12 protein-coding genes and 1 pseudogene are annotated in these 21,723 nt (G+C 49.4%); 3 read left to right on the top strand and 10 right to left on the bottom strand.

Annotation, left to right across the window (positions count from 1 at the left end; genetic code table 11):
* The first annotated feature begins 163 nt into the window (after positions 1-163).
* Positions 164-1,354 carry a uroporphyrinogen decarboxylase family protein gene (locus STSP2_RS09285; RefSeq protein WP_146662031.1) on the top strand — a complete coding sequence of 397 codons (1,191 nt, stop codon included), beginning with the start codon at positions 164-166 and terminating at the stop codon, positions 1,352-1,354.
* Positions 1,354-1,527, top strand: a complete 174-nt coding sequence (locus STSP2_RS17325) for a hypothetical protein (RefSeq protein ID WP_169853107.1) — start codon at positions 1,354-1,356, stop codon at positions 1,525-1,527. Before STSP2_RS09285 ends, STSP2_RS17325 begins: the two co-directional genes overlap by 1 nt.
* Positions 1,528-1,788: 261 nt before the next feature.
* On the opposite strand, the pseudogene STSP2_RS09280 reads toward STSP2_RS17325, so the two are convergent.
* The 10 genes and pseudogenes from STSP2_RS09280 to STSP2_RS09235 form a co-directional block, all read right to left on the bottom strand.
* Positions 1,789-2,097: pseudogene (locus STSP2_RS09280) on the bottom strand (transposase); the annotation flags it as partial.
* A 228-nt stretch (positions 2,098-2,325) separates the two neighbouring features.
* Positions 2,326-5,598, bottom strand: a complete 3,273-nt coding sequence (locus tag STSP2_RS09275; protein ID WP_146662027.1) for a fibronectin type III domain-containing protein — start codon at positions 5,596-5,598, stop codon at positions 2,326-2,328.
* Between the two features lie 354 nt (positions 5,599-5,952).
* Complete coding sequence (locus tag STSP2_RS09270; RefSeq protein WP_205847853.1) at positions 5,953-8,943, bottom strand: Ig-like domain-containing protein; 2,991 nt, start codon at positions 8,941-8,943, stop codon at positions 5,953-5,955.
* A gap of 330 nt (positions 8,944-9,273) precedes the next feature.
* Positions 9,274-11,508 carry a LamG-like jellyroll fold domain-containing protein gene (locus tag STSP2_RS09265; protein ID WP_169853105.1) on the bottom strand — a complete coding sequence of 745 codons (2,235 nt, stop codon included), beginning with the start codon at positions 11,506-11,508 and terminating at the stop codon, positions 9,274-9,276.
* A 63-nt stretch (positions 11,509-11,571) separates the two neighbouring features.
* Positions 11,572-12,345, bottom strand: coding sequence for a type II secretion system protein (locus tag STSP2_RS09260; protein ID WP_146662021.1), 774 nt, complete (start codon positions 12,343-12,345; stop codon positions 11,572-11,574).
* A 48-nt stretch (positions 12,346-12,393) separates the two neighbouring features.
* The gene (locus tag STSP2_RS09255; protein ID WP_169853104.1) at positions 12,394-15,396 is read right to left on the bottom strand and encodes an alpha-N-acetylglucosaminidase TIM-barrel domain-containing protein; all 3,003 of its coding nucleotides are present in this window, start codon (positions 15,394-15,396) and stop codon (positions 12,394-12,396) included.
* A 137-nt stretch (positions 15,397-15,533) separates the two neighbouring features.
* A complete protein-coding gene (locus tag STSP2_RS09250) occupies positions 15,534-17,444 on the bottom strand; it encodes a LamG-like jellyroll fold domain-containing protein (RefSeq protein ID WP_146662016.1) in 1,911 nt (636 codons plus the stop codon).
* Between the two features lie 74 nt (positions 17,445-17,518).
* Complete coding sequence (locus tag STSP2_RS09245) at positions 17,519-18,163, bottom strand: PEP-CTERM sorting domain-containing protein (RefSeq protein WP_205847852.1); 645 nt, start codon at positions 18,161-18,163, stop codon at positions 17,519-17,521.
* A gap of 67 nt (positions 18,164-18,230) precedes the next feature.
* The gene (locus STSP2_RS09240; RefSeq protein ID WP_146662015.1) at positions 18,231-19,919 is read right to left on the bottom strand and encodes a FecR family protein; all 1,689 of its coding nucleotides are present in this window, start codon (positions 19,917-19,919) and stop codon (positions 18,231-18,233) included.
* Positions 19,919-20,455, bottom strand: coding sequence for a sigma-70 family RNA polymerase sigma factor (locus STSP2_RS09235; RefSeq protein ID WP_169853103.1), 537 nt, complete (start codon positions 20,453-20,455; stop codon positions 19,919-19,921). Before STSP2_RS09235 ends, STSP2_RS09240 begins: the two co-directional genes overlap by 1 nt.
* 374 nt (positions 20,456-20,829) lie before the next feature.
* Between STSP2_RS09235 and STSP2_RS09230 the strand changes: the two genes are divergently transcribed.
* Entirely contained in the window at positions 20,830-21,705 is an 876-nt protein-coding gene (locus STSP2_RS09230; protein WP_169853102.1) for an AraC family transcriptional regulator, read from the top strand.
* Positions 21,706-21,723 lie beyond the last annotated feature (18 nt).

Genomic DNA, 21,723 nt, shown 5'->3' with positions numbered 1-21,723 from the left:
ATATGCTCATCTTTTTTCAGATCACTGTGATGCTTAAGGTTTTAGCCGTTTTCTGTGCATTTCTTGTCTTTACTTTGTAGCCAGTTTCTAGTTGACATACCGTTTGAATATTCTTACTTTATGAAAACATAATATAAACGTTATATGGAAATGAGACACGCATATGGACATGGAAAAGGTTTACCAGGAACGCCTTAAACGTTACACGACAGCGTTGAAAAACGAAAAGCCGGATATGGTTCCAATCAGGCCTTTAGTGGCTGAGTTTACTGCAAAATATACCGGTTTCACCTGTCAGGAGTTATCCCAAGATTGCAACAAGGCTTTTGAAGCAGCATGCATCTGCGCAAAAGATTTTGACTGGGATGCTGTTTGTCCGAATATGGTTTATGTTTGGGCAGGGATCACACAGGCCAACGGTTCAAAGTATTACGCCATGCCGGGTGTGGAAATATCTGCCGACACGGCGTTTCAGTACCGTGAACCGTCCGAAGATGATGCTTTTATGAAGCCTGACGAATATGATGAACTGATCGCCGATCCCACAGGTTTTTTAGCGAATGTATGGCTTCCACGTACATCAACTGATGTTGCCGCTCCGGGCCAGCCAACTTCTTTCCGCAATAATATGGCATTCCTGAGAGGCGGGATGGCGATGCTGAATTATTTTAGTTCGTTCGGTCCGCAGTGCGAACGGCTGAGGAAAGAATGCGGAACGGTACCTGCGATCGCGGGTATGCTCAAGGCTCCGCTGGATATCATCGGCGACAAACTCCGGGGCTACATCGGGCTTACAATGGATCTTATGGAGAGACCTGAAAAGGTCAAAAAAGCCTGTGAAGCACTGATCCCTCACCTTGCATATAATGCTATCGCCTCGGCGGGTTCGGCAACAAACTTCCCTGTGGGTTTCTGGATGCATCGCGGATGCACTCCATTTGTAACGCAGGAACAATTTGATAATATTTACTGGCCGACATTGAAACCGGTTATCGAAGCTATATGGGAGAGCGGCCACCAGACGATGTTCTATGCCGAAGGTAACTGGGATAATCACCTGGAGGCTTTTACTGAACTGCCGGATCGCAGCATCGTTTATCATGTAGATCAGGGCGATATTTTCAAGGCTCATAAAGTGCTTGGCGATAAGTTCTGTATCAGCGGCGGAATTCCTAACGCCCTGCTTTCGTATGGAACGCCGGACGAGGTCAGACAAAGGTGCAAAGAGGTTATAGACGGTGTGGCAAAAGACGGAGGTTATATTATGGACGCGAGCGCGATCATGCAAAACGATACCAACGTCGAAAATATAAAAGCAATGACAGAGTTCACCCGAGAATACGGAGTTTACTAATGGACCAGGAACAAAAGAAGATAGTCCCGAAACCGGGCGAGTGCATTCCGTGGGAAGTCAAACGTCAGGAGTATCCGAAAATCGTTGGCGATGAAGAAGTATTGAAAAAGACGTGGCAGGAAGTAGACCAACTTGCTTATACATATGTATGGCATGTTTTGCTGTCATTTTAGCCGGAAAATGAATACGGCCGATTACTTTTTACCAGAACCGCGAAGGTTGGGATTGTAATCGATTTGATGACGATCTTACAGTTTTTGCAGAAAGTGTCCAGCGTCAACTATTAATTCCCTTCAACGACAATTATTTCTTCCCTTCAGTTAGGCTACCTTTGCACGAGTTAATGTTCTCTGGGGGTGCCCCCATGGGGGCAGGTCACCGACGAAAGTCTTTATCTTGAAATTCTGCTTGATCGTCTTAAAGAACAGCTCGATCTGCCAGCGTTCGATTATGGCCGTTTCAAATGTGGTCTTTCGAAGCTTGGGCATCTTCAGTTCCACCTGGCCGGTGCGGGTCTGCAGCTTGCGTTTGTAATGGCCGGATCTAGCGTCGGTACGCTTGTCGGTGTGTTCATACCGCCTGGCGTTGCACAACTGATCCGCCTCTGCATCCAGCATGGCGTTGAGCGTTTCTTCGACGTTCTGGCGGACCATGCCGCCGAGGTAATCCTTGATCTGAGTGCGATTGATTATAATAACGCCATTCAAGTTCTGCTCGTTGTTTGTCGATTCATTCTTTTGCATCTTAAGGTCCTTCCTTTCTGTTCGTTGTTGATTTTCACTAAGCTTACGGCACAGTATGGTCCAAATCCCAAAAGAACAGTGTTCACAGATGGCAAAACATGGCTTCACAAAGTACTTGCTGAAGATTAGTTTAGCAACCATTTTAAACATATTTTCCAATCAACAATAGTAAGAGGTGGGCCGATTGCGAAACCGGCCCACCCAGTAATTAACTAACTGCAATTAGGTTTAGTAAGTCTCACTGGTTTGAACATTTGAAGCAGCATCATAGGTGTATCCCGATGCTGTCACGTCGTCTACCGTGAACGTGAAGCTGGGATTTCTGGCTTTGGATGAAGTGGTCATCATTGCCTGGCCATTGCTATCAGTCACGGTCGAACCAGATTCGTTGTAGTCGCCGGTGAATGTGCCATAGACCGTCGCTCCACTGAGCGGCTGAGCATTATTGTCGTAAATTGTCACTATGGCTTGACCTTTATGGTTTGGACCGCCAGCTTGAACAACAGTCAGATCAATCGCCTGCACGTACATCGTTGTCTGCTGTGCTTGAGGTGTCGCTGAGACTTGACTTGAGTAGGCCGACTTATTATTGCTGGTATCTACTGCTGTCGCAACATAGTAGTAAGTCGTTCCGTTTGAGACCGAGTTATCCGTGTAATCGCTGGTGGGCAAACCTTGGGCTAAAATGGCATATCCGGTGCCGCTGGTTGTGCTGCGATAGACATTGTAACTGGCCAAATCGGTCTCGCTGTTGTCGTCCCAGTCAAGGGTCACAGTTGCATCGCCCGGTGTCGCTGTCAAACCTGTCGGAGCGGCCGGGGGCGTTGTGTCATCGATTGTAATCCCGACAGCAACATTGTCGATAAGTGCCGTGGCATAGTAGGTTCGGTAACCGCTGTCAGCGTATGTAATTCTCACCGCCAACCCATCGCCACTAAGTCCGGTGTTGTCGTATGACAGATTTAGCGAAGTTCGCGTGAGAGAATTGGTACCTACACCGGGATCACTTATATATACTTTCGATGCGGCCAGTTCAGTGGATGTGGTCGTATCCCAAAGCGCCACTCTCAACGGTATTTCACCATTTGTTACCGCATCGCGTCGGTAGCCGTAATCAAAGGTTACTGTATATTCACCTGCAAAACCAGCATCGATCGTGCCCAAGCTGGAATCTGTGAGGCCCTGTTGATAGTAATTGCCGCCAACATCCTGAAGTGCGGCCTGGATACCTGTCAAATCAGGCATGCTCTGGCCATAATTGCCAGAGACTGAACCGCTCAACGGGGGATCACTTATCCAGTTTGCAGGTGAGGTGCCCTGTTCTGAATACCATGTATTGCTTTCAAAACCACCGTTTAAAACAGTCACCTTGTAGCTGACTGTAATATGCAGTTCTGCAGGAACAGGAGGATTGGTGCCATCGGTAACCTCAACCGTCCAGACATTCAAACCGATATCGCTTGCACTGGGTGTTCCGCTAAGGTCTCCATTAGACGCGACTGTCAGCCATGCAGGACCTGTAACCTTTGTAAATGTCAATGGGTCGTTTTCAGGGTCAGCAGCATCATCGGCCAATGAAGAGCTGTAAGCTGTATTGTCCAGCGCTCCTACTTCAACAACAGGATCCGTGTACCAGCCTGGCTGGCCAGGGCTGACAATACTGACGTTATCAATTAAGGCCGTCGCAGACCAGGTTCTGGTGCCGTTTCCAGCGTGTGTAAAGCGGACAGCCAGTTCATGACCACTAAGAGCAGTATTGTCATAGGCTAGGTTGATCGTCGTAGTGCTCAATGAATTTATTCCAACGCCTGGATCTGTGATGACCAAATCGTAGCCAACCAGTTCGGTCGATGCCGTTGTATCCCAAAGTGCGACTCTTAAAGTGATATCGCCGTTGGTCGTTGCATCTCTTCGATAACCATAGTCAAAAGTTACCGCATATTCATCTTCTGTGCCCGCGTCAACTGCTCCGGCACCGCTATAATCAATTACCTGTTGATAGTAATTGCCTCCTACATCCTGCAATGCGGCCTGAATTCCTGTCAAATCCGGCATCGTCTGTCCATAGTTGCCTGCACCTGAACCTGTCAAAGGAGGATCGCTAACCCAGCCGGAAGGCGAAGTGCCATATTCGGAAGCCCATCCTCCAGCCTCAAAGTCGCTGTTAGCAACATACAGTTCAAACGGTTCCAAATCAGGCAGTTTAGCGAGAAACACGCCTGTCGCGGTCGATCCGGCCGAATCGATTATCGTGTAATAGAAATGGTCGATTCCGCTCGCGGTCTGCGGGGGACTGTAGATCAGCTCATCAATGCCGCCTGGACCGGTGCCGGCAGATAATGTAATACTGCCGCCAAATTTTGAAGTCGAATCAAACGAAAGCAGGCTTATCGTTTCTCCGTTGGCATCAAAGTCATTATGCAGTGGCGCGAAGGTGTAATCTTGCCGTTTATAACAATCGTGAGAGTCCAATGCAGCATACGGGGGGACAGCAATTGTACTATACGTTCCCTGGTTGTCCAGGACTGACATTTTTGCATCACGCGTATTAAGGATTGTTTCGACCTCAGGACCGGAAAAACGTGAATAGCCATTGCCGCAGTTTATTGTACCGTATTCAGGGCTGCCGGCATGATAATCATCAACGTCCCAGTTGTGTCCAATCTCATGGCGCATAACACCATCAAAACTCCCATCCCATGTATTTATCCCATTGACGGAATAACCGTGGGAAGTACCCACTTGTTGTCCGCCCCAGGCAACACCTCCTCCTATATCTGGGGTGGCACAGGCGACGAGATCGCGATTTGCGTCTGTATGGTTTGTTTCCCATTCCGTTTGAACGAGACCAAGAATCGCGGTGCCGCTTGTACCGTCATATGGACAGTGTGCTTGAGAAGCTCGAATGATTACACGTCCAAGCTCCGGAATAATGAGGGCGTCTCTGAGGTAGATAGCCTTGAGCTGCACGGTTGAAAATTCAACCTGTTCAAGACACGTGGCTACATTGCTGTTTCCGACACCACTGTAAAAACGCCAGTCACAATCAATTCCAAGATCAAACAGATAGGTGTCAGTGCCCGCATGTCCAGGCGTCACAGTACTGAGCGTTGGCATCGCAAATATTGGAGTATCAGCCCCTGATTCCCCAACCTTAGAGCTTCCCAATGTATACCAGGTATAACCTCTGTCAAAATAAACTCTTGCCCAGAGACTGCCGTCAGATTTCAACAGGCCCGCAGCAATTGCACCGGGGTACTCATCTACCGTGCCCAGGTATGTACTCACTTCGGCAGGTGTATGAATATCGTAAGTGCCAGAACTGTTCTGCATCAGGACCTCAAAATAGGAGCCCCGTACACTCTCTAAAGTCATCCTAAGCGTAATGGTTTCTGAACCGTCAGAAACCGTTTGGGTCAAGGTTGCAGGTGCGGAAAACGCAAAAGACGAAGCTAATAAAACTAAAACCATAGCGAACTTATGATTAATAGTGTGTTTCATAATGGTCTCTCCTGCAAATGTGTCATCCCCCTATGATAATGAATCACTTTGTATTAGCCTGCAACAGCGCACATATAACCTGCTGCAGGTATATCTAACCGAATTTGAACCTGCCCAATTGCTTATAAAAAAAGCATTGATGCAAGATTCTGTTCTCCACCTTCTTTATCAATGGCCGCTACCTTTCGCGCTAATATTTCATATTCTCGCGAGTGTCCCTCCGAGCCCGCTTTCACAAAATCCTCCTGTTGTGTCCGTATGCGCGATGGACACAACGGTAGCGTCCGGGCCTGATAGAGTATTCACCTTTGGAATGGTGCCCGCAGTATAAGAAGCTTACTTTACTTGTAAGCTTTATTCACTCAGCCAGTTTTCGGCCAGTATTGTCAGATCATCGAAGTCTACCCGCCCGTTACTGTCGAGGTCGGCGCCATCGCAGTACCAGCAATCGGTTGCAAGCCAGTTGCCGGCGAATAGACTGAGGTCGGCAAAGTCAACACGTCCGTCTCCGTCGAGGTCACCTGGTGTGCGAAGGCTGGCGTAGGCCTTGTTCGATTCGGCGGATTCGTTGTAAGATTTATCCAAAGCGGTTACATAATAGAAGTATGTCTTGCCTTCTATAAGACCGCTGTCTTCATAATAACTTACGGGAGCTGCGGCAATTTTTGCAAATAATCCGTCCTGCAACTCACTGCGATAAATATTGAAAGCGGCCACGCCATCCGCGTTGCTGTCATTCCAGTCAAGGCTGACAGTTCCGCCGCTTGTCACAGTTAAAAGACCCGTGGGGGCTTCGGGCGGTGTGAAGTCAGGAATTCCAACAGTAACATTGTTAAGCAATGCTGTCGCTGACCAGCCTCTGTATCCCTTGTCTGCGTAAGTAAAGCGTACCGCAAGTCCATGGCCTTCGAGGCCTGTGTTGTCATATGAAAGATTGACAGTTGCCCTGCTGAGGAAATTAGCACCCGGGCCCGGATCAATAATAATCAGGTCAGAACCAGCCAGTTCAGTTGAAGCAGTCGTATCCCAAAGAGCCACTCTCAAAACTATATCTCCGTTAGTCGTTACATCTCTGCGGTAACCATAGTCGAATGTAACAGCGTATTTGCTGGATGTACCGGCATCAAGGTTACCTTGGCTGGAATTAGTAAGTGCCTGCTGGTAGTAATTTGCGCCCGCATCCTGAAGAGCGGCAACCGTTCCAGGGAGGCCAATAATCGTTTCACCGTAATTACCTGCGCGGTTTCCGCTAAGCGGGGGATCGCTGAGCCATCCTTGTGGAGAAGTTCCATAATTGGAGTCCCACGTGTTATATTCAAAACCTTTGTTTGCAAGAAAGACCTCATAATCAACAGTAATCTTCAGTGTTGCGGACACTGGCGGATTCGTCCCATCTGTGACCTCAACAGTCCAGACATTCAAACCAACATCGCTTGCATCGGGTGTTCCGCTAAGCGCCCCATTAGAGGCGATTGTGAGCCATGAAGGACCTGAGACCTTTATAAATGTCAATGAGTCCTTTTCAGGGTCAACCGCATCATTTGACACTGTTGACCAATATGCCTGGTTTACGATGCCGTTACTTTCTTTGACCGGGTCAACAAGCCATTGCGGCGATCCAGGCATAACAATGTCGACGTTGTCGATTAGTGCCGTTGCAGACCAGCTTCTGGAGCCATCGCCGGTGTGCGTAAATCTAAGGGCAAGTTCGTCGCCGTTAAGGCCGGTATTATCGTAAGACAAATTGACAGTGGTTCTGCTAAGGGAATTGGCTCCTACACCTGGATCACCGATCACAAGGTCGTAACCAGCCAGTTCAGTTGAAGTTGTCTTGTTCCAAAGACCCACTCGTAATTTGATATCTCCATTCGTCGTAGCATCTCTGCGGTAACCGTAATCAAACGTAATATCAAAGCGGCCACTTGACCCTGCGTCAATCGGACCTTTTCCAGCATATAATAGTGACTGCTGGTAGTAATTGCCGCCAGCATCCTGAAGAGCGGCGACAATTCCCTCAATGCCATCCAGCGATTCGCCATAGTTGCCTCTGCGATCACCACTTAGTGGAGGATCGCTAACCCAGCCGGAAGGCGAAGTGCCATATTCGGAAGCCCATCCTCCAGCCTCAAAGTCGCTGTTGGCAACATACAGTTCAAACGGTTCTAAATCAGGCAGTCTAGCGAGAAATACACCTGTGGCGGTCGATCCGGCCGAATCGATGATCGTGTAATAGAAGTGATCGATTCCGCTCGCGGTCTGCGGGGGACTGTATATCAGCTCATCAAGGCCGTCGGGCCCGGTTCCCGCAGATAATGTGATACTGCCGCCAAATTTTGAAACCGGATCAAACGAATGTAGGCTTATAGTTTCCCCATTGGCATCAAAGTCGTTGTACAAAGGCGCGAACGTATAATCTTCCCGGTTATAACAATCATGAGAGTCTAATGCAGCATAAGGAGGGACAGGTACCGTGCTGTACGTTCCCTGATTGTCAAGAACCGACATTCTAGCATCACGCGTATTAAAGATTGTTTCGACCTCGGGACCGGAAAAACGTCCGTAACCGTTGCCGCAATTAATTGTGCCGTATTCAGGGCTGTCGGCATGGTAATCATCAACGTCCCAGTTGTGTCCAATCTCATGACGCATGACACCATCAAAACTGCCATCCCATGTATTTATCCCATTGACGGTATAACCCCAAGCAGTACCCACTTGTTGTCCACCCCAGGCTACACCTCCTCCGATTGCTGGAGTGACGCAGGCAACGAGATCGCGAATGACATGATGGTTATTGTTCCATTCCGCTTGAACGAGGCCAAGGATAGCTGTGCCACTTGTACCGTCATATGGACAGTGTGCTTGAGAAGCGCGAATAATGACGCGTCCAAGCGCCGGAATAATCAGAGCGTCTCTAAGATAGATAGCCTTGAGCTGAACGGTTGAAAACTCAACCTGTTCCAGGCATGTGGCGACATTGCTGTTACCGACCCCACTGTAAAAACGCCAGTCACAATCAATCCCCAGATCGAAGAGATAGGTGTCTGTGCCCGCATGTCCCGGAGTTACGGTACTGAGCGTTGGCATCACAAATATCGGAGTATCACCACCCGATCCACCGACCACGGAGCTTCCCAATGTATACCAGGTATAACCTCTGTCAAAATAAACTCTTGCCCAGAGATTGCCGTCAGATTTTAAAAGGCCCGCTGCAATGGCACCGGGGTATTCATCCACAGTACCAATATAGGTACGCACTTCCGCAGGTGTATGAATGTCGTAATTGCCCGAACTGTTCTGCGCCAATACCTCGAAATAGCTCCCCCGAACACTTTCTAAGGTCATCTGAAGCGTAATGGTCTCTGAACCGTCTGAAACCATTTGGGTCAAGGTCGAAGGAGCGGAAAACGCAACCGATGAAGCAGATAAAACTAAAACCGCCACACACCATTTATTAAATGCCCGTTCCATAACACTGCCTTTCACAAAAACAAATCTTTTTCTGCATCCTTCTTGAGCACCACTTTTTAGCAGGCCTTTGCCTGCTCACACACACATTTCTGCCGTTCACAAATTGAGTCAATTTATTTGGTTTTACGATCGACCAGGCACAGAACACAAACCGAAGTACATCAATTTCGCCTGGATCGAATTAATCTTGCATGGCCGTAAGCACTAGTAGTTAATGTTTTCGAGGAAATCTCCCCGAGCCCAGTTTTCGTAAATGCTGTTTGTTGTGTCACCATCTACTGTAAAAGTAGAAGCGGTATCAGTGCCAACCGTTGAACGATAAAGGGTCCACCATTCGGAGTGATGGGTGTCGAAGCGTTCACCTGAACGAAAAACTGTGGATACGTCGGGACTGCCTTGCGAGGCATGTTCGTTCAGAGCCCAGTCCGCAAAGTTTCGGGGGCTGTATCCATCGATACTCTGCTCTTCCATATAGTCATGAAAGAGAGGATTTATTCCTCCATCACTAACGATGCCCTGATATGCTATGCCGTCCCGATTATCCCATAGCCCGCCTCGAATATATATTTTCTGGGGCGTCCATGGAGCGAGCCCATCGATATCAACGTCAGGATCCGCTGCCAATTCATATGCTTCCAGCAGGCCGATAAGACTGGCAATGTGATTAGAATGGCCGTAATCACCTTCGAAGTCATGCACCACAGCCACTACCTCGGGCTGAAACCATCTGATCTGTCGTGCGATCACACGACAGACCGCGGCGCGGCCATCAATCATTTCCAGCATGTTTCCGTAGCCTGGTGTCACCTCTGTCACGCCATAACTGCTTCCCCATCCGCAGCCGTCACCGTCGTCATACCACGAATCATCAGGAGTTCTGCTGCAGCAACCAGTATCGATGAGCCCGGCGGGTACCAGTGTGATGTTTCCGCTCACATAGTTTCCAAAAAGATCATCCATTCCCGAACCTATCTCCTGGCCGGCATAGACATCGGTTGCATTGCGCAGTTCCTGGACGCGACTTGTACTGCCCGATGTGAGCGGGTCCGAGCCATCAGGATTCCGGGTTACTAGTCCAAGCAAAGTAACGGGAATCTGCTTGACCTGTGCATAGTACGGCAGAATTCCACCTCCGAAAATGCCTTCATCATCCGGATGGGCCGATATCACCATCAGGTTAAGGTCGTTGCTATTGACAGCCGTTTGCCAGTCACGGCCTATGAATGACAGATCAGCGTAATCGGTGCGACCGCTATGATCGATATCGGTTTTTGAATTGTCGGAAGTAAACAGCCAGTCCTGAGCGAGAAGCAGCAGATCGTCAAGATCGACGATGCAGTCACCGTCTATGTCACCATTCAGCGTATAGCCTATACACGGCGGAGCCGGGACGGACTCTGTAGTGAAGTTCCAAACAGTTCCGGTCACAAGTTTATCAGGATCATCCAAACTGCCCGCAATTTCGTCGATGCGCCAATAGTAGGTGGTTGCGGAATTCAGCGATTTGTCGTGCCAATAGGATTGAGAATTCACATCAATGACAACAGCCTCAGAATCGGTCGGCATTGCATTGGTCACCCAGTCTTCGTCCGAACTGAAGTAAAGTACGTGTGCAGTTATCTCAGGATCGGAACCTGCGGCCCACTCCAGAGTCGGTTCGGAATCTACAGGGATATTGACGGACATGTCAGAAGGGAACACAGGCTGGAGAGGCACTAAGATGCCGGCAATGTCAGCGATGGTTTGTTCCGACAGCACATCGGTGTGGACCTGAATCTCATCAAGTTTGCCGGCAAACCATTGAGCGAGGTCACCGCCGTACGATCTGCCAATGCCGAATACTTCATCCCCGGGGTAGAGGTCGTCAGTGTTGAAAACTGTCGAATCATAATGCCCGTTAATATAGAAGGAGATACCCTCAGTTTGTGAAACAACCGCGGCAACATGTGTCCACTGATCGTAGGGAACCGAAGCACCCGCAGATCGGGCGTCAACGATTGCGTTCTTAGTGAATAGTAGATCGTCGCCGACAATCCCGAAGGACCATGCATCTTTGTCCCATGGTTCATCATCACCGATGATTCGATGATAATTGGAGCCCGAACCCGATTTGGATAACGCTATTGCGCTGTCCAGATATATCCAGGCCGTGACGGTAAAGTCATTTATAAGGTTGTTGAGCTCCGCGGATTCGTCGACATCCAGACGCCAGGCCCCATTTGCGTCAAGGCCGACAGCAGTACCCAATCCATCCAGAGATTCAAGTCCATACAAATGCCCCGAACCGGCTTGCTCCGCTGATTCACCGCCGATCTGATCGATAAGCGTACCTGCGGTTTCGTCCATCTTATAATGCAAGATCATTTCAGCGGCCGTGATACCCGACGCGCAACAAACGAGCAGCAAAACTGCTGCAACTTTCACCCAAGCATCTCTCATACCCTGTCTCCTGTTCATTTAGGATTCTTAGGGGCAAATCCCTTTGCACACAAGTAAACCTTACTAATCGTTCCACTTCATAAAAGCGAGATCCACAAAATCTTCTCGTTCGAAATCCCGGTTCCATCTAAATTGCCATAGTTCTTCGGCGTCAACCTTTTGCGCACTGCCGTCCGCCATGGTCATATTGATGCCGTCACCGTGCCGTTTCATTACAAAACAAGAAATGGTAATCCAGTTGCCGGCATTATAGAATTCCTGATCTGTAGTTGACGACCGTCTGAGAGGTTGACCATTGTCCGGCCAGGCGTTGTTCCAACGGGCATCCATGAGCACCGGCACCGTATTTGCCTGTTTCATATTTGCACGGCCCCAGGCTTTGGAGTTGCCTTCCAGCTTTCTGATATAAGAGTTTTCACCATAGCTTCCCGCTCCGATGTCATCATCTTCCATCCAACTGGCATCCGATACGTTAACCTTCCAGGCCTCAAGGGTGCTTCCGAAATAGCTTCCCTCTTCCACACCTGTAGGGTTGGAACTTGAAACTTTCTTTGCCGAAGGACAGAAACGCATCTCATTTATGTCAGCGTAATAATCCTTGAGATCATACATAAATGTTGTATTTGTTGTATCATGTTTGAATTCGGGAAAGCTGCCGTCATGGTCATTGGTAAACAACTGGTAGCATAGCCCCCATTGTTTCACGCGTGACATGCCTGTAACTGCTCTCGCTTTCTCCTTGACCATTGACAGCGCGGGCATCATGATCGCAAGAAGCAGAGCAATGATGGATATGACCACGAGCAATTCTATAAGGGTAAATCCTTTTCTATTCATTTTTTGCCTCCCTTTTCGCTTTTCAATTTCTATTAAAACCGCCTTTGTCTACGGCAAGATGCAATCCGGAACAATATTGCAGTCGAGGTAGCTGTTCGCAAACAATAAAAGATCATGACCGTTTACCACACAGTCGCCGTTGAAATCCATTTCAGGCAGCTCCGGGCAAAACGCCGTGGTCTGGCCCGGGTTATCATACAGATATTTGACCTGCTCATTCGTGAGTACACCGTTATAAAACTGAACATCGTCAATGCACCCGTTGAAGTAATAATCGGGATCGGAGACAGAGCCGATGTTGAAGGTACCAACCGAATTCAAAGTCATCGAGCCCACACCTGCCGTTGCAAGCTGTCCGTTAATGTAGATGCGTTTGTTTCCTGTGACTGTCGACCCGGCTGGGGGTGCTGTCTGCTCGAATACGAGCGTAATATGTGTCCATTCATCATACGCTAAGGCCGGACCGTTGAGCTGACTCCAGGACATATTTCCGTCAGAAGATGTAGCACCCGTCCAGAACGACCATGTATTTCCGGGTGTCGCATAGAGGATGTAGCCATAGGCGGCAGGCGATCCGTTGAGTTCTGTATGACGTGAGCATACTGCAGCACGATGGCCCGATCCGCCGGCAGGTTTGACCCACAGCGAGACAGAAAAACTTTGCGGATTCAGTTTTTCGTCGTTTGGAACCGCGGCATATTGAGAACCGGCAAAACAGGTCGAAGTGCCAGTGCTCTCAGTCGCACCCGGCTGGGCCAGGGACGGACTGTTTGTATAGATGCCTTCGAGGGAGCTTATGTTTTCAACGGCAGTCGTGCCGGATGTCTCATCGAGCGGCCAGTGAGCGACCAGCGTGGCAGATGGTGCTTCATAATTATACACCGAGTGCAGTAGATTTTTGTACTTGTCAAAGATCTGGCTGGCTACGGTAACGGAATTTTCCGCAGGCGTAGTCGGAAAAGATTTCGTTTCCTCTGTCCAGGGCTTTTCGAATTCAGCATAGTAATTGATCGTTTCCGCTTGGTTGCCGTCAAGCTGTGACGCCAGTTCATTGATGAACATCTGCCATCGCGGCTTATAAAAATCTGATATGAGTCCTGCCCATTCACGATGGGCGTACTCATGCAGATTTGAATCTCGATATGACCATGTTGTAATCAGCGTTCTCGCATTGAATTCGTATAGATCCTTCTGTTCGGTCGTATGACCCCATGCGCGGGCATCCTCGATCCACGGACCAAGCATGAACTCCTTGCGTGTCGCGCAAACTCGGTCCTGATCGTCCAGCAGTTCCAGGAATTTGCCGGACCACAGTTGGAATGCTTCTTTATCGCCCGCCTCAAATGCTGAGATCATCCGCTGATGAACCGGCTGGGCAAGGTTTGCCAGTACCTGCCGCGTCGTAGTCGTCAGATCATACTGGTATGTATCAACATCCCCAAGCTGATCGGCAGCCTGGAGCATATCCTTCCATGCATCGACAACCTCAGTAGGATCAAAATACATATTCGTCGTGCCCCAACTGGAAACACGCTGCATCTGCTTAGCAGGACGAGCACAGAGTATCGACTCGGTTGTTCCCTGCTGATTGGACATATCTTTGCCCAGGATGGATGTTCGCAGCGTCTGCCACGCACTGGCCGTCTCAGGCAGATTCTTGCCGTACCTTCTATGAGCGTATTTGTTAGTCCAGTCTATCATGTCAGGTTTCTGAGAACGCCATCGCATATCCCACAGCAGTTCATAAATGACGGGATTCGTTTCTATACCCTCAGGCATCGATCCGAGAGCAACCAGGTTGCCGCCGTTGGTGGCGTTGAGTGCCTTTACCGTTTCGGTCGCGACAACTTCCATCCGGCCGAACATCCCGGTATTGCCGCCAAAGTTGTGTATCATGCACCATGACCACGGATAACCGTTCCAACCATTGCGATAGTACCACTGCGGACTGTTGTCACAGTCAAGATCAAGAATCAAAACATCTTCCTTGGGAACGTTTTCTATCAGTGCGTCATGAGGGTTACCCCCCCAACCCTGCAGCACCCATACTGCATCGGGCGAGACGGTTCTCATGGCATTAATGACGTTCTCGCCGGCAGAGGGCAGATCGATGCCCGCCGTCGAGCCTCCTTCATGGAACGGATCTCCGGAGAAGTATTTACATTCGCCGAAAAGTTTCTTCTGCTCATCATAGAAAGTGTTCGCCATCTGGGTAAACAACGGGTCGGTCGGCGAGAGGAAAGCGGGCCGCTTGAAACCGCCGGCCCAATGGCCCTGATCTCGGATGTCAGCATCGGGATATTTTTCTTTAAGTTTATTGGGCACAGTGCCATAAAAAGCGGGCATCACCGGCTCCATTCCCAACTCACGCATGCGGTTGAGTATCTTATTCTGCAATACAATATGGTCATCGATCCAGTCTTGCGGCAGCGGACCTCCCCAACCCTCGAGATTACCCATTAACCACCAACCGAAAAACGCCGGACCGCAAATAAACTCTTTCGCTTCGGCATCGGTAAAGTTGTACTGCTTGAGAGTATTGAGCCAGACCGCCTCAACACCCACAGGTGCCAATGGCAGATCTATCCCCTGAAGCGCCATATAGTCGATCTCTTCTTCCCAACGCTGCCAGTCCCAAAAGGACATCGTATAATTGAGCGTACAATAGTTCAGATAATAGCCATGCTTGTACGGGCTCTCCCGTCGGATCGTCTCGCCGGGCTTCGGGAGCGCTGCAGGCAGATCGAGCTGTGTTCCGCACCAGGATATATTACAGTTTGCGACGTATCGCAGGTACCAGTTGTATGCTGAACATATGGAAACAGGCGACGAACCCTTGAGAACGACCTTGCCATTATCAGCGTCAGATACTATCTCGAAAACATCTCGGCCATCCACCTCCGGTATCAGTTCCAGCGTGAACTGATCTACATGGTCGGGCGTGTTCCGCGAGATCACGCCGCGAGCCGCATCTAGCGGACCCGCTGAGACGGGTGCCGCAAACAAGAATAAGGATATGATAATTGCAAAAATAACCGGGAATTTACTCATAATTAGCATCCTGCTTGAACATTCAGAAAAAATAAAGTCTGAAAAGGCATACCTGCACAATCGGCGAAAACTCAGCAGCTAAGGAGCCCGGACTTTTCAGTCCGGACTCCATCAGCTATTGAAGAGTGTCTAATTAATTACTGACAATCGGGTACCAGGTTGCACTCAAGCCAACCGGCTGCGAATGCAGCAAAGTCACTCAGATCAACACGACAGTCTTCATTGAAGTCGAACTCAGGCAACTCTGTGCAAACGGATTCGCCGGTTGCGCTCGCGTACAGATCGGCAACTTCGACATCGGTCAGTGCATAACTGTAAACCTTGACGTCGTCGATCGCACCATCGAAGAAGAAGTCGTACCCTTCTGTTTCATTTGCGCCGGCACCGATGAGTATCTCATTAACATTGTTAGGTGCTGCGTCTACACCTGTAACCTGTGCTGCGATAACGCCGTTGACATACAGTGTCTGAACGCCGTTTGCATAGGTTCCTGTTATCAGACTCCACTCATTTGCTGCAACTGGCTGCGGGGAATTAGCCTCCGACCAGCCAGTGCCGGTCCCGACAAAGAAGGACCAATAGCCGTTCCATCCGGCATAGAGGACATAACCTCCTGAATATTTATCTGGATCCGGTACGTCATCACGGTTTGAAACTATAGCGCGCCAACTGCCTCCAGAGAGATTTGGTTTGGCCCACGCCGAAACTGTGAAAGCCGTCCCATTGTCCAGATCCGGTGAATATGGAATAACCACTGTGTTCGGATCGCCTGCTTCAAAGCTGACAGCATTCGTTGAACCGGTAAAAGCTCCATCGACGTATGTTACAGCAGGATCCGGAAGCATCTGGGCGTCATTTGCTGCAACTGCATCGGCGAGCGTACCGTCAAGTGTCCACTGCGAAACCAGGCGTTCTGTCATTACATATGCCGGTCCGGAAGTTGCGTTACCCGCGTCGTTGCTGAGCACGCAGTAGTAGTAACCTTCATCAGGTGTCTGCTGGAAATCGGGGAGCGTAAGAGTTGCTGAGTCAGTACCGACAGATACATCGCCCGCCGGTTCAAGAACGCTGTCATCAGAACGATACCATGCATAAGAAGTCTCGTTCAGGCCTTCAACTTCCAATGTGACAGAACCGCCCGCCTCAACTGTCGCATTTTGCGGATCAACTGTGACCAGCGGCTGAGCGGGAGCAGTTTCGAAGGTCCATACCGAACCGGTATAAACGTCGGTGCCCTTGTAAGTATCGACGCGCCAGTAGTAAGTCGTGTCGAAATCAAGGGTTGGAGCGTGAGTCGTAACAAGCTGATTGTCAACGACTTTTACAAAAGTAGCTGTGTTTGGATCATCACTGAAGTAAACATCAAAGCCGTCCGGCGAATAAGCCGTCGGTGCGGCCCATTCAAGAGTAGTACTCAGCGGCAGATCCTGGGAACCGTCGGCCGGGCTGACCAGCGATGGATAAGAGTCTAAGATAACATTATCAATCAGCGCCGTCTGAGCCCAACTACCCGCAGATTCGTTTATAAAACGCAAAGCAACTTCTTCAACATCCGTTGGATCGATGGTCAAAGTAATGGTCTGCGGTTCAAAAGCTCCCCAATCTGGATCGCTCAACCCCCCACTTGCGACACCTGGGTCTGGAATAACAATAGTCTGACCAGTCAGCTCGATGTCATTCACTGTATCCCAGATGGCAACACGCAGGTTGATATCTCCGCCAGTAACTGCGTCATTACGATAGCCCGCAGCGAAAGATACCGCATACTCGCTTACCACATCATTTAGAGTCTGCTGGGCGCCGTAAGTCTCAACAGCTTGAATAGACAGAGCCCTGCCGGATGCCAGCTCCGTATCCGGATATGCACCTTCCCAGCCACCCTGATAATAAACCTCAAGGCCTGCTGTGGCACCCCCAATTACTGTCCAGTTGTCAGCATTGCCGCCATCAGGACCGGCCGAAAAATCACCGTTTTTGATCTGGGCGTTCGCTGTGCCGCAAAATACTGCGACTGCAATCGCCAACATTATAAAGCCGTTTTTCATCATAACTCAATCTCCTGCAACTTAAATCGGAAAAACTCCCGAGGCACGATGCCTCGGGATTTCTTGCGTCCATGCAATTATTTTTCTTTTCTGCGTCTCCGTAGAGTCAATGCACCAAGGCCAAGCAGCATCATAGTAGCAGGTTCGGGCGTTACTGAAACGTTATCGATCAGCGCCGTCTGAGCCCAACTGCCCGTCGAAGTGTTTACAAAACGCAGAGCAGCTTCGGAGACATTTGACGGATCAAAACTGAAGCTGAGTGTTTTTTCGCTGAATGCGCCCCAGTCAGCATCACTCAGACCGCCGGCAGCCAGTCCGGGATCAGCTATCGTGATAGTTTCACCTGCCAGTTCAAAGTCGCTCACTGTATCCCAAATGGACACCCGCAGATCGATGTCACCACCGGTGACTGCATCGTTTCGATATCCTGCCGCGAACGAAACCTCATACTGGCCCACTACCGCGCCGAGAACCTGCTGTGCACCATATGTCTCGACTGCCTGAATGGAAAGAGCCCTACCAGATGCGTATTGAGTGTCCGGATAGTCACCTTCCCAGCCTCCCTGATAGTAGACCTCGCTTGTGGCTCCGTCAAGTTTCGCCCAGTTGTCGGCATTGCTGCCGTCAGGACCGGCTGAAAAATCGCCGTTCGAAATGAGCCCTGCACTTGAACCGCTCACAACAGCCAGACACATCATTACAATCATCACCAACTTTTTCATCTTACTAACCTCCAAACAAAAATAATAAAACTAAACTCTAACAGCCAACACGGCCTAACTTAATATTTTAGTCCTCAAAGTGTAAAAACGGCTCAGCAATAAGCGCCCAGTCACAATATTCAGAACCTGCATCGGTCACTATAAACGTGAGAAAACGATCCCTGGGACTCAGTTTGATATCGATATTTTCTCCCCCCTGCTCAGATGTGACGTCTTTTCGGGTGTACCTGACCTGACCGTCCACGAGTACGAAAAAATCAGCCGTTGCACTTTGATTGAACACTTCCAGAGTCGTACTGGATATGCCGCATTTTGCAGTCAGTGATTTAATTTCGGACCAAGCTGCGTTATTTCGAATTGAGTCGAGATCAAAAGTAACACCCAGATTCGAATGAAGGCTGAAAGAAGACGGGCCGTCTTTGCGACCATATTCAATGCCGTCGAGAACGAGATTGTGACGAGGACAATCGTTTGCCTCATGCATCGCGCCGTTAAATACACCACCCCAATACATGCCGGTTGTAACTGGTGCCTCCCTGAAAAGGTGTCCTTTGGAAGAAACCTGCACGGGGCCGTTGGTAGCATTCGCAATGAACACACCATCAATCATTTCGGATTCGTCAACATTTCTATATTCTGATTCCCCATAGACTGCCCAAAGTTCTATATCCTTCGATAGCTTACCCGTAAGCGGATCGATTCCGTTATTAAGCTTTCCTGTACCAAACCCGCTGCCGTGCCCAATGATATCCGCAAGATGGATCGGCTCCCCTCGCCAGACAAAATTGGACGATGAATCAACCTGCCGGACGAACACCCGATCTTTGATATGAACCTTTGTCGTCGTCCCCGAGGATGGATCAAAACTTGCGGCATAGCCCTCTGTCAGTCGCGTAGGATTATCAAAAACCAAAGGATCGGAACCGGGCCGTAATTCTACCTCGCCCTTGAATACATGGGCCTCGGTTTTCCCTGCCGAATCTATTAACACGCCAAATTCAGTGCCGTAATCAACTACGTTTGCTCCAGGCGTCTGGATCGTGAAGCCTATGGCCGACGGAGGAACACTGGCAAACACCTTACCCGTAAGAAGTGCCATCTCCTTTTCGCCGGTAAACTCTACTTCAGCGGGCCCTTCAATGATCACTTCCGCACCGCTGTTGAGCGTTATGCTTGCAAAGCCGGAACGAAGCTCGGCAGTACCTTCTCTGACGGGATCACCGCTTTTGAAATCCTTTCCCACCCAAACACTGTCGACACTCTCAGTGACGTAACCGACAAGCGGCTTGGAAGGGTCCACCAGCACCAGTACGAGAATACACAAAAGTGCAAAACTGGAAAATGCCGAAATCGCCAGCAGAGCCTTGGAAACCGGCGCCTTTTCAGTTGCGGCTCGCTGCGACGCTATTCGATGCTCGTGGTTCAGTGCTTTAACAGGCTCATTCGATTCAACGGGCACAGCTTCCGCATTCTTTTCTGCTTCAGCCAGAGCCAGCCACAGCTCACTGGTAACTGAATCATGCAAACTCAGTGGATCGTTTTCCCCAGTTGAGCCTTGCACCTCGATTGTCGGAGTACGTCCCCCTTCGCGAAGAAATTCAGCCGAACCGAAAAGGTCAGCGGCAAACTCAATTGCATCAGAATCACCTTCGAGCATGTTCTGCAACAGGTCAAATTCCTCAGCGGAGATCATCTCATCCTGCAATGCCAGGATCAGCCGAGTAATCTGAAGTTGTTTTTTCGGATCGAGGATCATCAGACTATCTCCTGTGGAAGAGTTTGTTTAATACAACGCTGCAATTTACAGTGTATGCGTGAGAAGGAACGATAAATATAGTTTGCAGTTCGACCGCATCTTTCAGCGATACTTTTAATTGGGATGTTCTGTGTATATCGCAGATTCAAAAGCTTCCTCTCGCTCTCAGGTAGTTTCTCGATACAATTATTGAGTGCAGCGATCGACTCATGAGTCCGGGCAGCATTTCGTGATGCGACCTCAGCGAACTGCTCGAAAATTTCATCCTTAAACTGCAAATGCTGCTTCGCGCGACTGCGTCTATAATTCAGTATCCTGTAAAACGCAATTTTAACAGCCCACGCTGCGAAATCCGTACCGGGCTCAAATTCGTCAAATTTACGCCAGGCGATCGTGATCGTTTCCTGATAAATATCGTCAACATCGCTAGCGATAGGGACCAGCGTTGCAATATACGAGCGTATCGTGCTCTGAGCAGGGAGTAAACACTCCAGAAAGCTCTCAGTTCTCAAGTTTTCAGTTCGTTTATTTCCCATACATCGCGGCATTCTCAGTTTTTAGCCGAAGGTTTGCTTTAAATCGCAGCAGAACTAGTTTTTTGCATAAATTCTGCCAATTTTTCACATTTGTTCAAAAGAACTAACTATGTCGACCACTCAGTCAAAGGCTTCCGATTGTCCAGGCAGATGCCCAGATGCTAGAAATTCAAAAAGACCAACTGACTAGTATTCTCATATTTTGAGGGTACGCATCGCTCCATAACAGCAGTTTACAATTTTCTAAAAGCACTGTCGTTCACTATCCTGTGAAAAAATATTGAACTTTCTCAGGCCCTTTAGATGCGGGCTGAACAAAAAAAACATGTACAATGAATTGTCATGATAATAACGTTTTGATAAAATGGGCCCTAATGACGGATCTCAGCGGAAACATCAGGAAGAAATTCGAACAGGTTCAGTGCCTATCCGACCGACTGCGTCAGTTGGGCTGGGCCAGCTTTACAAAACCCGTCCGCGACCGTGAAAATCTACCCAGACACGTGCACCCTGATACCTTTGAGATATGCTGCATCGCATCAGGAAATGTTGAATGGTGGGTTGAGGGACAAATATACAACGCAAAAGCCGGCGACCTGTTCATCACCCTTCCCGGCGAGTCGCACGGCGGCCTCAACGACATCATGAATCCCTGCGAACTTTACTGGGCGCAGATCCAACTGCAAGCAGATACCGGCATCGGCGGTTTGAAACCAGACGAGTTGAAGACCTTAAAATTGGAGCTCATTGACGCACAGTGCCGCGTCTTCACCGGCAGCGCAAAGATCGAACAAGCATTCGCTTTCCTGATCTCAGAACACGAAAAACCAGACCGCTTCGCGCGTGCAAAAGTCGAAACTACTCTTGCCCAACTCCTTATTGAAGTTGCAAGAGCATGTCAGGCAGGACATGCGAACCAGATATCACCGACAATCCAAAGGGCATGCGACATGATCAATGCCGCCTTCAACCAGCCGATCCGCATGGAAGAAATCGCCCGCGAACTGGGCCTGAACCTCTCTGCGTTCTACAAACAGTTCGCAGAGCAACTGCACGAAAAGCCCACCGAGTACCTCACCCGACTGCGAATCGCCCATGCAAAAGAATTGCTCAGACAGACTGATCAGACCATCACCCAGATCGCCCACGCCTCCGGCTACTCATCCAGTCAATACTTCGCGACCATATTCAAACGCTCGACAGGACTTTCCCCTCGAATATACCGAAAGAACGTGAAAACTGAGGGATGACGACCCGCAAGCCGCCAT

The organism is Anaerohalosphaera lusitana (assembly GCF_002007645.1).
Taxonomy (GTDB): Bacteria; Planctomycetota; Phycisphaerae; order Sedimentisphaerales; family Anaerohalosphaeraceae; genus Anaerohalosphaera; species Anaerohalosphaera lusitana.
This window is presented reverse-complemented; position numbering and strand designations above follow the sequence as displayed.